This is a genomic window from Ferrovibrio sp. (assembly GCF_002796975.1).
Classification (GTDB): Bacteria; Pseudomonadota; Alphaproteobacteria; order Ferrovibrionales; family Ferrovibrionaceae; genus Ferrovibrio.
The window spans coordinates 141821-155795 of record NZ_PEKV01000009.1 but is presented as its reverse complement, the minus strand read 5'-3'; the positions used below and the strand labels follow the sequence as shown (position 1 = coordinate 155795).

Below are 13975 nucleotides of genomic sequence, written 5' to 3'. Positions count from 1 at the left end.
TCCATCGAGGTACCGCTCATCAGGCCGATAAACCAGGAATTCTGTGGCAAACCGAGGGTTTCCGGAACTAGGCGAGTCTGGGGCCATATGTTAGACCATCGGCCAAGAATACCAATCCTTGGCAAAACCTATCTCACTCCCGCCCGTCCGATGCGAGCCAGCCGATGACCGAGTTCAAATCCGATTTCCTGCGCACGATCTCGCAGCGCGGCTACCTGCATCAGTGCACCGACGGCGACGCGCTGGATGCCCTGGCGACGCAGCCGGGCGGCATCACCTGCTATGTCGGCTATGACTGCACCGGCCCGAGCCTGCACGTCGGCCACCTGCTCTCGATCATGATGCTGCGCCGCCTGCAGCAGGCCGGCCACAAGCCCATCGTATTGATGGGCGGCGGCACCACCAAGGTCGGCGATCCCTCGGGCAAGGACGAGGCGCGCAAACTGCTGACCGTCGATGATATCGCCGCCAACATGGCGAGTATCAAGACGGCGTTTTCGCGCTTCGTGACATTCGGCGACGGACCGTCTGATGCATTGATGGCGAACAATGCCGACTGGCTCGACCAGCTGCAGTATATCGACTTCCTGCGCGACTACGGCCGGCACTTCTCGGTCAACCGCATGCTGTCATTCGATTCCGTGAAGCTGCGCCTCGACCGCGAGCAGCCGCTCAGCTTCCTCGAATTCAACTACATGATCCTGCAGGCCTACGATTTCGTCGAACTCGGCCGCCGCTACAAGTGCAATCTGCAGATGGGCGGCTCGGACCAGTGGGGCAATATCGTCAACGGCGTCGAACTCGGCCGCCGCGCGCAGGACATGAGCCTCTATGGCCTGACCTGTCCGCTGCTGATGACCGCCTCGGGCCAGAAGATGGGCAAGACCGCCTCGGGCGCCGTCTGGCTCAACGAGGACATGCTGCCGACCTATGATTACTGGCAGTACTGGCGCAATTGCGAGGATGCAGATGTCGGCCGCTTCCTCCGCCTGTTCACCGACCTGCCGCTCGACGAGGTGGCAAAGCTGGAACAGCTGCAGGGCGCCGAACTGAACGAGGCCAAGAAGGTGCTGGCGACCGAAGCCACTGCGCTGTGCCGCGGTCGCGCAGCGGCCGAAGCTGCGGCCGACACCGCGAAGAAGGCCTTCGAGCAGGGCAGCTTCGGCGGTGAGCTGCCGGTGGTGAAGATCGAGCGTGCGCGGCTCGATGCCGGCATCGAGGCTTTCGCGCTGGTGCTGGAAGCCGGGCTGGCGAAATCCGGCGGCGAGGCGCGGCGCCATATTCGCGGCAACGCGATCAAGCTGAACGACAAGGCCGTGACGCTGGAGACGCAGAAGATTTCAGCCGCCGATCTCGGCAGCGACGGCCGGCTTCGTTTGAGCTTCGGCAAGAAGCAGCATGTGCTGATCGAGGCGGCGTAAGGACAGGCCCTGACCGTCGTTCCCGCGAAAGCGGGAACCCAGTCGAGCCGCCGCACTGGCTGCCCGCTTTCGCGGGCATGACGATGTAGAGAGATGTCTACTGCTGCCCCGATGTGGTGCCGCCGTCGGTCGGCGGCGTCACCGGCACTGCGGGCTGCGTGCCATCGGCCGGCATGCTGACCTCAGGCGCCTGGAAGATGCGGCGCAGGAAGCCCGGCGCAATCGCCGACAGCGGATTGACGGTGAACTGCGGATCGCTCTTGGCGCCCGACACCGCGAAATTCACGCCGATGATGCCGTCGCCGACCAGAAGGTCGCCGAGCAGCGGAATCTTGCCCAGCATGGTGTTGAGCACGAAAGCCGGCACGGCGGTGCCGTTGATGCTCACCATGTCGGTCTTCTGGTTGACATGCCCTTCGAGGCTGATGCCGAGCTGCGGCCCGCTGAGCCGCGACGGCTGGATGGTCAGGATGCCGTCGCGCTCCTGGAACGGCACGTCGCCATGTTCGAAATTGATGCCGTCACCCGACAGCAACGCACCGAGGCCGGCAAAGGATGCGGCGCCGAACAGACGCGCCAGGAACGGCGCGCGCACCGCCTTCACGTTGCTCAACGTCATCTTGCCGGTCAGCGGCTGGGTCGGCAGCGTATCGTCGTAACGGCCCGTCACCTCCATCGTGCCGCCCTGCATGTCGGTGATGCCGAGGAAATGCAGCACTGCGCCGGCATTGTCGGACAGCAGTTTCAGGCTGCGACCGTCGAGCGCCGGCGAGATATCCAGCGTCAGGCCGCCGGTTGTGTGGAAGCCGCCACCCAGGCTGACGCGGTCCATGCGGGTCGGCGCCCGCTGCGCGCTCAGCGACATGTTGCGCAGCTCGACGGTGTCGTCGATCTGCGCCTCGTCGAAACGCAGGCTCAGCACCATGCGCGGTTTCACCGTGCCCGGCGGCGTGTCATCCTCGAACAGCGCCTGCACAAACGGCCGCAGGTCGTAGCGCCGCCCGGTCAGTGCGATCTGTGAATCGCCGTTGGCGGCAAAACTGATCCGGCCGCGCGCATCGCTTTTGCTGGCATTCCCCCCAGCAGTCAGCTGGTCGATGTCGGCGCTCCAGCTGTTGTCGGCATTGAGTGTCGCGCGCGCCTTGCCGGTCAGCGCCGCGCTGGCGATCTCGATCACGTCGAACTGCACGGGCTGGCCGGCGCGGGTGCGGATCTGGGTGCGGCCGGTCGCCGGCATGCCGGGCGGCTTAAGCAGATAGGCATCGGCGACCGCCACCGTCGCATCCTTCAGGTCGAATTCGCCGCCGATCGCCGTTTCGCCGCCGCGGCGTTCCTCGATATCCATATTCACGTCGGCCGGACCGTCGATATAGGGCGCCAGCGGATACCCCAGCGCCTTGCGCTGCGCCTCGTCGATGCGGCCCTTCAGCGAATAACGTGCGGTGACGGCGGCGCGGGCACTGAAATCCTCGCGCCAGCCGATCTGCAGTGGCACGCCGTTCAGCGCCGCATTGCCGTTCGCCTCCAGGCCTTTGGTGTCGACCTTCAGCTTCATCTGACCCTGGCTCAGTTCGTAGCGGCCAAGCAGACCGCCCATGCTGAGATCGGTCAGGTCGGCATCGGCATTCACCACGATATCGTCGGTCTTGAGGTTAACCAGCAGCGGGAAGCGCAGGCGGAAGCGTACTTCGCCGCTGCCACCGACGCTGGACGGCTTGATACCGAGCCTGGACGGGAAGCCGAGCGGTTTCTGGTCGATCAGCGCCAGCACGTCGGCACTGGTGCCGCGCGCGATGTTGCTGATATCGGCAAACTGGTCGCGGTCCTGCAGGCCGGTGATCTTCACATTGCCCGGACCGCTGGCAATATTGCCGACGCGGGCGCTTTCCAGATTGAGCGTGAAGACATCGGCATCCAGCGCGGCGATGCCCTTGCCGTCGGTCATTTTGCTCATCGGCGGCAGGTAGTCGACCGCGATGCCTTCGAAGGTGAAATCCAGCTTGATCGCATCGCGGCCCAGCCGCGCCGTGCCGGCCACCATGTCGGGCGACAGTTTGGCGGCGATGCGCCCGGCATTGACCTTGCCGCCGGCCAGATGCCCGGTCACCCATTCACGCGCATTCTTCGCCATGCCGGGCGGCCAGTACTGCGACAGCTTGTCGGTGGCGAGATCGAAGAACTGGCCTTGCATGTCGATGCTGTAGCGCTCGCCATCCTGCCGCGTCATCGTGCCGCCGAAGGAGGCGCGGAAACCATCGGCGAAACCGAGGCTGGCCTCATCGAGGAACAGAATGCCCTTGCCGCCATCAGCATAGCCGCGGAATTTCGCATCCTTCAGCGCCAGCGGCTGCGCCAGCATGTCGGGCACATTGATCTCGCCCTCGCCGACGTCGAGGTCGAAATTGAGGCCGAGCTTCTCGCCGGTCTCGTTCACCGTCAGCGTCAGGCTGCCCGACAGCGGCGCGGCGATATAGTCCAGCGGCTCCAGTTCCGGGACCACGTCGGCAAAATCCGACGGCTCGATATTGGCGAAATGCAGGGTCACGCGCGCGACGCGTTCCGCCACCGTGTAATCGGCATCGACCTTGAGATCGACACGACGGCCGCGCCAGTCCAGCGCGCCGGCCAGCGAACCGTAGACATGGCCTTCGCCACGCCGGAAACCGATCTGCGCTTCAGGCACCACCCAGCGCTGGTTCAGCTTCCAGTCCTCGATCACCAGCCGGTCGGCGAAGACCGCCACCGTCTCCAGCTGGCCGAGCGGATCGTCGACCGAAGGCGGGCGCGACAGCAGCTCGAAGATCGCGCCGAACATCGCCTGCATGGCCGGATCGTCGGCGGGGCGCTCTGCGGTTGCAGCCGGCGGATCACTCTCCGAAGCATTGGGCAGTCCGAGCTGGAAATGGCCCTGCGCGTCGCGCACCAGCCGCGCCTCGACACCGCTGGCCTGCACATAGCGCGGGGCGATTACACCGCGCAGCAGCGACGGGCCGCTCAAATCCATGTCGACCGTCGGGATGCGCAGGACGGCGCGCTCGCCCTCGGCGCGATACTGCGCGTCGATCAGGCGCAGGCGCAGGCTCTGGTCACGGTCGGACCAGGCCAGCACCACATCGGCCACATCGACGCGGAATCCGAGTTGAGGCAGCGCCAGCGCCTCGCTGACATAGGGGGCGAGGAAAGCCAGCGAGATCGGTCCCTGGGCGACCCGCCAAGCCAGCCCGCCGAGCAGGATTGCAGCGGTGGCGACGACGGCCAGAACCGTGCGCACCACCAAACGACTCCACCGCAATACCACGTCCTGCGTCCTCGCCTTGTCCTGCCGCTTGACCCTGCCGCAAGTTTAACCGAACTTCAGCGCCGCTACGAGAGAAACGCCATGCCTGCCAATGGATTGAAGGCAAAATCCGCCAAAAGAAAGGCGGCTGCCCCGGCGCCGCGAAAAGTGACCGGTAAGGCGGCTGGCCCGAAGGCCAAAGCCGCAAGGAAAAAGCCGGCGCCGAACCCCAAAACCGCAGCTGCGGCAGTCAAACGCACGGCACCCCCCGCGGTTCGCCCTCTGCCACAGCCTTTCGATACCGACGCCGCCACGCGTGGTTTTGCCGCCTGGCGCGAGATGCTGGCCGGGCAGACAGATAAGGCGACGGCCAAACGGCTGGCCGCACTGACGGTGAAAGCCGGTGCCGGCAAGGACCTGCTGGCCGCCATCTTCGGCAACAGCCCCTTCCTGACCGATCTGTGCCTGCATGAACCCGGCACCGTGCTGGCCCTGCTGGAGGCCGGGCCAGACAAGGCACTGGCCGCTGCGCTGACCGAGCTGAAAACCGCCGCGCGCAAGGCAAAGATCGCCGACGACCTCGCCGTGCCGCTGCGCGTGGCCAAACGCCAGGTCGCACTCAGCATCGCGGCGGCCGATATCGCCACGCAGTGGCCGCTGGAAAAGATCACTGGCGCCCTGAGTGACTTTGCCGCCCTGGCGGTCGACCTCGCCTTTGCCGCCCTGCTGCGCGATGCCGCCGAAGCCGGCGATCTTGTGCTGCCAGATAAAAAGAATCCCTGTAACGGCTCGGGCTACTTCGCGCTCGGCATGGGCAAGCTCGGTGCGCGCGAACTCAACTACTCCTCCGATATCGACCTGATCGTGCTGTTCGATCCCGAGGTGGCGCAATACAAGGGCCGCCGCTCGATGCTGGAATGCTTTATCCGGCTGACCCAGCAGATGGTGCGCCTGCTGCACGACCGCACCGAAGACGGCTATGTGTTCCGCACCGATCTGCGGCTGCGGCCCGATCCGGGCTCCTTCCCCGTCGCCGTCTCCACCATCGAAGCCGAAACCTATTATGAGAGTTTCGGCCAGAACTGGGAACGCGCCGCCATGATCAAGGCGCGGCCGATTGCCGGCGACCTGGAAGCCGGCGCGGCCTTCCTGAAGCATCTGACCCCCTATGTCTGGCGCAAGAATCTCGATTATGCCGCCATCGAGGATATCCATTCGATCAAGCGCCAGATCCATGCCCATCGCGGCCATGGCGAGATCGCGGTGGAAGGCCACAATATCAAGGTCGGCCGCGGCGGCATCCGCGAGATCGAATTCTTCGCCCAGACCCAGCAGCTGATCGCCGGGGGTCGCGACACACGGCTGCGGTCTTCCGCCACCTGCGACGCGCTGCGCGCGCTGGTCGAGACCGACCGCCTGACTCCGGCGATCCGCGACGAGCTGATCGAACACTATCGTTACCTGCGTACGGTGGAACACCGGCTGCAGATGATCGACGACGAACAGACCCATACTTTGCCCGACGACAGCGACGGGCTGGCGCGGCTGGCCTGTTTCCTCGGCGAGAAGAATGCGACAGTCTTTGCTGAGAAAATCCGTGCTGTGCTGACGCGTGTAAAAGATCATTACGACGCGCTGTTTGCCGAATCCGCACCGCTGGGTTCGGATGCCGGCGCACTGGTCTTCACCGGCACCGACGACGATCCGGCCACGCTCGACACGTTGCGCGACCTGGGCTTCAGCGACCCCTCAGAGATTGCCGCGATGATCCGCGGCTGGCATTTCGGCCGCTATCGCGCCATGCGCTCGGAACGCGCACGCGAAAAACTCACCGCGATCATGCCGCAGCTGCTGGAGGCGTTTTCACGCACCGGCAGCGCCGATGTCGCCTTCAGGCGCTTCGACTATTTCCTCTCCAGCCTGCCGGCGGGCGTGCAGCTGTTCGCCCTGCTGCAGGCCAACCCGGAAGTGCTGGATACGCTCGCCGAAGTGCTGGCGGCGGCGCCGCAGCTGGCCGAGGCGCTGGCGCAGAATGCCGCACTGTTCGACAGCCTGATCGAATATGCCGAACACCCCGCTTCTTTTGATCGCATTGCATTGGCATCCAGCCTGCAGCGCCAGATGCAGGCGGCGCGCGATTTCCAGGATGTGCTGGACTGGGCGCGACGCTGGACCACCGAACTGAAACTGCAGGTCGGTATCGGACTTTTGCGCGGCGACCTGGACGGCCAGGCCTCGGGCCTCGCGCTCAGNNCCGCCAATGCCGGGCAATCCGATGGCGCGCGACCGCTGACGCCGGGCCTGTATTTCGCCCGCCTGTGCCAGCGCCTGATCGCCGCGATCACCGCAATGACCGGCGAAGGCAAGCTGTATGAGATCGACATGCGGCTGCGCCCGTCGGGCGGCGCCGGACCGATTGCGATCCAGCTGGCCGCCTATGCCGACTATCTGCGCAAGGACGCCTGGACCTGGGAGCATATGGCACTGACGCGGGCACGCGTCGTCTGCGGGCCGGAAAAGCTTTCCGGCCAGTCGAAGGAAGAAGCCGTCCTGGTCCAGCAGATCGAAAAACTGCGGCGCGACATCCTGACCATGAAGCGCGATCCGAAAAAGCTGCTCGCCGACGTGGCGGTGATGCGCCGCCGCATGGCCGAGCACAAGAAGGTGGAGAATCCCTGGGATCTGAAACAGGTGCGCGGCGGCCTCGTCGATCTGGAATTCATCGTGCAGTACCTGCTGCTGCGCCATGGTCGCGACAAACCCGAAATCCTGCTGCAGGCGCCATTGGCAGCCCTTGAGGCGTTGCGCGAGGCGATGCTGCTGGACGCCGGACAGGCAAAAACACTGGCCGAGGCCGGGCGACTATATGCGACGCTGCTGGCCGCCGCACGGCTGGCCGGCCGCGACGAGGCCGGCGATCCCGAACGCTGGCCGCCGGCGCTGGCACAGCGCCTGCCCGAACTGGTCGGCGACAAAGACATGGCGGCGCTGACCAAACGCCTGGTGAAGATGCAGGCTGGGGTGCATGCCCTCTACGGCATCCTGGTCGATACCCCGGCCGAGCCACATCTCGCGCTCGCCGACTCCCTCAATCCCGACAAACAGGCAGGACAGACCGATGGCGACACAGGCTAAGAAGGCGACCTCGAAGAAAGCCGCTCCGAAGAAAGTTGCGCCCAAGAAGGCGGAATCTGCCGCCCCCGGCCCGCAGGTCGGTGACAAGGCGCCGGCTTTTTCTTTGCCGACCGACGGCGGCGGCAGGATTTCGCTGGCCGAGCTGAAGGGTAAACCGGTGGTGCTGTATTTCTACCCGAAGGACGACACCTCGGGCTGCACCCGGGAGGCCATCGACTTCAGCGCGGCGAAGGCGAAGTTCGACAAGGCCGGCGCCGTGGTAATCGGCGTGTCGCGCGACAGCGTGGCGAGCCACGACAAGTTCAAGACCAAGCACAAATTGAAGCTGGCGCTGGGGGCCGACGAGTCGGGCAAGGTGACCGAGTCGTACGGGGTCTGGGTCGAGAAAAGCCTCTATGGGCGGAGGTATATGGGCATCGTGCGGGCGACCTTCCTGATCGACCGTGTGGGCAAAATTGCCGCGGTCTGGCGCAAGGTGAAAGTCGATGGCCATGCTGAAGCCGTTCTGAAGGCCGCGCAGGGGGTTTAGAATCAAGCGTTTGCGACCCTTATCCACATACTGTGGATAACTAGCGAGACATGGGTTAAGTCCGTGTTCGAGCGTGTTTTTTTGGAAAGTGTAACGGATTCTTTGTTGCATTAACCAAACCAGATAGGCCCTAATCGGGCAGCCTGTTGTCAGGGTCGAGCAGACAGGCATTTTCCTAAAAGCTGAAAACACAATCGGGGGATTGAGTGACGCGACGCGCAAGACGGCAATGGCGGGAGTTGCGCGACCGCCTGTTTCCGGAGCGGCAGATCATTTTCCGTAGCCGTGGCGATGTGCGTTACATCGCCCTCTCCAGCCGTGCCCAGATCGCCATGGCCACCAGCATCGTCGCCTTCGCCGGCTGGATCGGCTATGCCTCGGTCAACGTCTTCTACCGCGATGCCATGCTGGATGCGCGCGACCGCCGCATCACCGAGTTGAGCTACGCCTACGAGCGGCTCTCCGCCGATTACGAAAAGACCCAGGAGAATTTCGTCGTCGCCTCGCGCGACCTCGAGGAGCGCTATCGCCGGTTGTACGACATGGCGATGAAGCAGCGCACCCCGGCCCTGCCGACCGATACGGCCGATGCCACCAAGGCCGGTTCGACCAAGGCCGCCGAGCCGAATAAGGCGATCCGGACGCCCTCGCTCCCGGCCGTGGCCGAGCCGCCCAAGGCGCCGGACGCCAAGGGTGAGGTGAAGGTGGCGACGGCTGCCCCGGCGCCGTCCGACGATTCATCCTCAATCGAGGATCTGGAAGGCATGCTGCGCGAGAGCAAGGCGAAGCCTCCGTTGCCCGCCGTGAAGCCGCGCGATATCGAAACCCGCATCCTGGCCGTGCGCGGCCAGCAGCGCGAACTGATCGACGATCTCGGCGCCCGTACCGACAAGAGCGTGACGCTCCTGGAGAAGGCATTGGGCCGTACCGGCCTCGACATCGCCGCGATGCTGTCGCGCGCCGCCGAGGCGCGCGCCGATGTCGGCGTCGGCGGTCCGCTGCGCGCGCTCAACGTCACGACCCCGAACAGCTCTCACGTGGCAGTTGCCTCGGCCGATCCGCAGGTCGATCGCGACATGAATAATCTGGAAGGTAAGTTCGGCCGCTGGAACGACCTGATGGCGCTGGCACAGCGCCTGCCGCTCGACCTGCCGATGGTCGGCGATGGCGAGATGTCATCCACCTTTGGCCGCCGCACCGACCCCTTCACCAAGCAGCTGGCTTTCCACGCCGGTATCGACTTCATCGGTCCGCATCGCGCGCCGGTACTCTCCACCGCGCCCGGCGTGGTTGTCTTTGCCGGCCGCAAGGGCCCCTATGGCCGCGCGGTGGAAATCGATCATGGCCTGGGCGTGAAAACGCGCTATGCTCATCTGAGTGGGATCAGCGTACAGGCTGGCGAGACGGTCGCGTTCGGACGCCAGCTCGGCACCATGGGTTCCACCGGTCGCAGCACCGGTCAGCATCTGCATTACGAAATCCTGCTCGACGACGAGCAGATCGACCCCGCCAAATTCATCGAGGCTGGCTATCATGTTTTCAAACAGCAAGAAAACCAATCCGCCGCCCGCCGCTAAGCAGGCGCCGCCCTCCATCCTGAGTGCCGGCCTCACGGTCAACGGCGATCTCAACTCGGATGGCGAAGTGCAGATCGACTGCCTGGTGAACGGCGACGTCACCGCGGTGCGGCTTGCCGTCGGCGAGAATGCCAAGGTGGTGGGCGAAGTGGTGGCCGAGCATGTGCTGATCCGCGGCGAAGTGGTCGGCCGCATCCGCGCCAAATCGGTCGAACTCGACAAGACCGCCAAGGTGCGCGGCGACATCTGGCACGAGCTGCTGTCGATCGCCGCCGGCGCCAAGATCGAAGGCCTGTGCAAGTTCGCCGAGAATCCGCGCGATACGGCTGCCAAACTGAGCGTGGTGGCGAGCAGCGAAACCGCCGAAGCAGCACCTGTCGCCGAGAAGTCGGCCAAGGCCGTGAAGCCGGCCGCCGCTGGCGGCAGCGACATCAGCGCGCTCCCGGGCCTCGCCCGCGCGACGAGCTGAGTTTCGTTTCATCTGGATTGCACAACGGCGGGCTCAAGGCCCGCCGTTTTTGTTTGTCCGGCTATCTCCACCCATAAACCGTCATCCTCGGGCTTGCCCCGAGGATCCATCCACCGCTTCTGCCAGGCCATGACCAAGCGAGAAGACTCGGGGCAAGCCCGAGGGTGACGAAGTATTGAGTTGGGGATGATCGGCGTTGACCGACTTAATCCGTCTCGCCCTTGCCAACCTTCGACGCCAGCTGCGCCGCCATGAAGGCGTCGAGGTCGCCGTCCAGCACGCCTTGCGTATCGCTGGTTTCCAGCTCGGTGCGCAGGTCCTTCACCATCTGGTAGGGATGCAGCACATAGGAGCGGATCTGGTGGCCCCAGCCGATGTCGGTCTTGGCATCGAACATCGCCTGGGCCTCGGCCTCGCGCTTCTGCAACTCGCGTTCGTACAGCCGCGCCTTCAGCATCTTCATCGCCTCGTCGCGGTTACGGTGCTGGCTCTTGTTGATCTGGCAGGCCACGGCGATGCCGGTCGGGAGATGCGTGATACGCACGGCCGAGTCCGTCTTGTTGACGTGCTGGCCGCCGGCGCCCGAGGCGCGATAGGTGTCGACGCGCAGGTCCTTGTCCAGCACCTCGATCTCGATGGTGTCGTCGATCACCGGATAGGCGCCGACGGAGGAGAAACTGGTATGGCGTCGTGCATTCGAGTCATAGGGCGAGATGCGCACGAGGCGATGCACGCCGCTTTCGTTCTTCAGCCAGCCATAGGCATTCGGCCCGCTGACCTTGATGGTAGCCGACTTGATGCCGGCCTCTTCGCCTTCGCTCTCTTCCTGGAATTCGACCTTGTAACCGTGCTGCTCGGCCCAGCGCACATACATGCGCAGCAGCATTGAGGCCCAGTCCTGGCTCTCGGTGCCGCCGGCACCGGCATGCACTTCGACGAAGCAGTCGTTCATGTCGGCCTCGCCCGACAGCAGGCTTTCCAGCCGCGCCTGCGAAACTTCCTTCGACAGGCCCATGATGACGGCCTCGGCCTCATCGACCACAGTCTGGTCGCCCTCGGCGTCGCCCATCTCGATCAGCTCGAGACTGTCCTGCAGCGCGGATTCAAGCCGGCGCTGGGTGCCAACGGCGCGGTCAAGCCGCGTGCGCTCGCGCATCAAGGCCTGGGCTTCGGCGGGATTACTCCAGAGCGTCGGATCTTCCGACCTGGCGTTCAGTTCTTCGAGCTTCTTGACTGCATTATCCCAGTCAAAGAGACCTCCTCAGCAGTCCGAGCGACTGCTGGATCTCATCGGCCATCGCCTTGATTTCGGCGCGCATTTTTAATCCTCAAGTAAGGGGCAAATCCTTGGATACGGGGGTGTTCGTTGCGGCCGGACCATAGGGATTTCGAGCAAATCCGTCAAATATCCCTACGTCGCCGTCCCCGCAAAAGCGGGGACCCAGTCTTAAAAAACCTCGATTCCCGCTTTCGCGGGAATGACGGGAGGAAATCTAGCCGCGCGCGTCCTTCACCAGCTGGCGCAACGTATCCAGCGGAACCGCGCCGGGCACCAACTGGTCGCCGATGATGAACCCGGGCGTGCCCTGGATGCCCAGCGTATCGGCCAGCGCCAGGTTGGCGCGCAAGATCTGCTCGGTCTTTGGCGCCGCCATGTCGGTCTTCAGCCGCGCGGTATCCAGCCCGGCCTTGCCGCCGAGGCGGAAGACCTCGGCCTCGGTGATCTGGCCGCGGAATTCCATCATCGCATTGTGGAAGTCGAAATATCTGGCGCCTTTGTCCTGCTCCAGGGCAGCCACCGCGGCGCGCGCCGCGATCACGCTTTCCGGGCCCAGCACCGGCATCTCCTTGAGCACCAGCCGTACCTTGCTGTCTTCCTTCAGCAACGCCATCAGGCTGGGCTGCACCTGCTTGCAGTAGCCGCAGCGGTAGTCGAAGAACTCGACAATGGTGACGTCGCCCTGCGGATTGCCGGCCACGTAAGACACACCATCCTCGAAGATCGCCTTGCGATTGGCGACGATCGCCGCCTTCGACGCCTTGGTGGTCTCGGCCTGCTGCTTGGCCTCCAGTGCATTCATCGCCTCGATCAGGATTTCCGGATTGCTGACCAGCACTTCGCGCACCAGCTGCTGTAATGCGGCCTTCTGCTCCGGCGTGAAAGGCTGCGCCTGTTGCGCAACGACAGGGGTGGCGAACAGCAGGACGGCGAACAGGGCGATCAGGCGACGCATGGGGNNCGGTTGCCGCGGCGGCGTTCTTCGCGCTGACGGTCCTTGGCGACCACGATGATGTCTTGGGCACGCAACCAGCCGGGCGTGCCTTCCTTCATCAGGCGGCTGGCGCGTTCGGCCTGGCCGATGGCATCGCGATAGGTGCCGCTGATCAGGTAGCGTTCGGCCGAAGCGAGCGACGCCATGCCGATATCGTTATTACGCCCGTAAGCCACCGCAAGCTGCTGCCATGCCGCGCTGTTGTCGGGCTCGACGGCCGTCACCTGCTTCAGCATGCCGATGGCCTCCGGTAGCTGGCTGTTGCCCTCCAGTGCCACCAGCCGCTGGCCGACGCCGAAGGTCAGCAGCGGCTCGTTCGGCGCCAGGCGATGCGCTTCGCGGATCGGCGGCAGCGAGTCCGCCACCTTGCCCTGGTTGAGCAGAATGTCGGCCTTCAGTTCACGGAAATACGGGTCGTTCGGATAGAGCTGAATCAGCGCATCGGTTTCGGCTTCGGCACGCTTGAAATCCAGCGCACGGAAATAGGCGAAGGCGCGGGCATAGCGGCCGTAGAGCGACGTGTCGCTTTCAGGATATTGCCGCAGCGTGGCCGGCAGACCGTCGAGATAACCGATCAGCTTGGCCTTCATGCGCTTGAACCGCTCGATATTTTCCGGCGTATCCTTCGCATTGCGCGCGGGCGAGCGGGACATACGCGATTCCAGCGCGGCCACGCGTTCCGGGGTCATCGGATGGGTACGGGCATAGGGATCTTGGCGGTCGTACATCAGGGCATCCTGGCTGCCGATGATGCGCAGGAATTCGATCAGGCCCGAGGCCGACTGGTTGGTCTGCTCCAGGAAGCCGGCGCCGGCCTGATCGGCTGCCGATTCCTGCGCCCGGCTGAAGGCCAGCAGGCTGCGCTCGGCGACATGCTGGCCACCCAGCACCGCCGCAGTGGCCGCCTCGCCCGATCCCGCCACCGCCGCCGCCGCGCCGAACAGCAGCGACAGGATCATCGCCGTGGAGGCGGTATCGATGGCATCCGACAGGCGGGCCAGGTGGCCGCCGGAAATATGACCGATTTCGTGCGCCAGAACGCCGATCACCTGGGCCGGCCGTTCTGCCCGAATCAGCAGGCCGGTATTGACGAAGATGCGCTGGCCGCCGGCGACGAAGGCATTGAGGACGCGGTCGTTGACCAGGTGGACCGAGATGGCGTCGTTGGACAGTCCGGCCGCCCCGAAGAGTGGCGCGGCATAGGCCCGGATGGTATTTTCGATCTCGGCGTCGCGCACCAGAGAAATACCGCCGCGGCGCTGGGCCTCGGCCGCGGTCGGCAGGATCGCGCTCG

At 64.7% G+C, this 13975-nt stretch carries 9 protein-coding genes; 5 read left to right on the top strand and 4 right to left on the bottom strand.

The genetic code is table 11. The annotated features are described in order from the left end of the window. Positions 1 to 164: 164 nt before the first annotated feature. The gene (gene tyrS, locus CTR53_RS11385) at positions 165 to 1421 is read left to right on the top strand and encodes a tyrosine--tRNA ligase (protein WP_290813070.1); all 1257 of its coding nucleotides are present in this window, start codon (positions 165 to 167) and stop codon (positions 1419 to 1421) included. A 97-nt stretch (positions 1422 to 1518) separates the two neighbouring features. On the opposite strand, the gene CTR53_RS11380 is transcribed toward tyrS, so the two are convergent. Then, positions 1519 to 4695 (bottom strand): AsmA-like C-terminal domain-containing protein, encoded by a 3177-nt coding sequence (locus tag CTR53_RS11380; protein WP_290813067.1) that lies wholly within the window; start codon positions 4693 to 4695, stop codon positions 1519 to 1521. A 171-nt stretch (positions 4696 to 4866) separates the two neighbouring features. On the opposite strand from CTR53_RS11380, the gene CTR53_RS11375 reads away from it, so the two are divergent. From CTR53_RS11375 to CTR53_RS11360, 4 genes are all read left to right on the top strand, one after another. Beyond that, a complete protein-coding gene (locus CTR53_RS11375) occupies positions 4867 to 7833 on the top strand; it encodes a bifunctional [glutamine synthetase] adenylyltransferase/[glutamine synthetase]-adenylyl-L-tyrosine phosphorylase (protein WP_290813065.1) in 2967 nt (988 codons plus the stop codon). Beyond that, positions 7817 to 8362, top strand: coding sequence for a peroxiredoxin (locus CTR53_RS11370; RefSeq protein WP_290813063.1), 546 nt, complete (start codon positions 7817 to 7819; stop codon positions 8360 to 8362). Before CTR53_RS11375 ends, CTR53_RS11370 begins: the two co-directional genes overlap by 17 nt. A 206-nt stretch (positions 8363 to 8568) precedes the next feature. Continuing rightward, positions 8569 to 9939 carry a M23 family metallopeptidase gene (locus tag CTR53_RS11365; protein ID WP_290813061.1) on the top strand — a complete coding sequence of 457 codons (1371 nt, stop codon included), beginning with the start codon at positions 8569 to 8571 and terminating at the stop codon, positions 9937 to 9939. Next, positions 9896 to 10408, top strand: coding sequence for a polymer-forming cytoskeletal protein (locus CTR53_RS11360; protein WP_290813059.1), 513 nt, complete (start codon positions 9896 to 9898; stop codon positions 10406 to 10408). Before CTR53_RS11365 ends, CTR53_RS11360 begins: the two co-directional genes overlap by 44 nt. A 205-nt stretch (positions 10409 to 10613) precedes the next feature. On the opposite strand, the gene prfB is transcribed toward CTR53_RS11360, so the two are convergent. The 3 genes from prfB to CTR53_RS11345 form a co-directional block, all read right to left on the bottom strand. Beyond that, positions 10614 to 11727, bottom strand: a protein-coding gene (gene prfB, locus CTR53_RS11355) for a peptide chain release factor 2 (RefSeq protein ID WP_290813056.1) whose coding sequence is annotated in 2 segments (ribosomal slippage) — positions 10614 to 11660 and positions 11662 to 11727 — 1113 coding nt in all. Because the reading frame shifts where the segments join, the coding sequence is not laid out codon by codon here. A gap of 174 nt (positions 11728 to 11901) precedes the next feature. Further along, positions 11902 to 12642: a DsbA family protein gene (locus CTR53_RS11350; RefSeq protein ID WP_290813054.1), complete on the bottom strand. Its 741-nt coding sequence runs from the start codon at positions 12640 to 12642 to the stop codon at positions 11902 to 11904. Then, on the bottom strand, positions 12630 to 13975 hold a 1346-nt coding region (locus tag CTR53_RS11345), incomplete at its 5' end, for a M48 family metalloprotease (protein ID WP_290813053.1). The genes CTR53_RS11350 and CTR53_RS11345, both read right to left, overlap by 13 nt.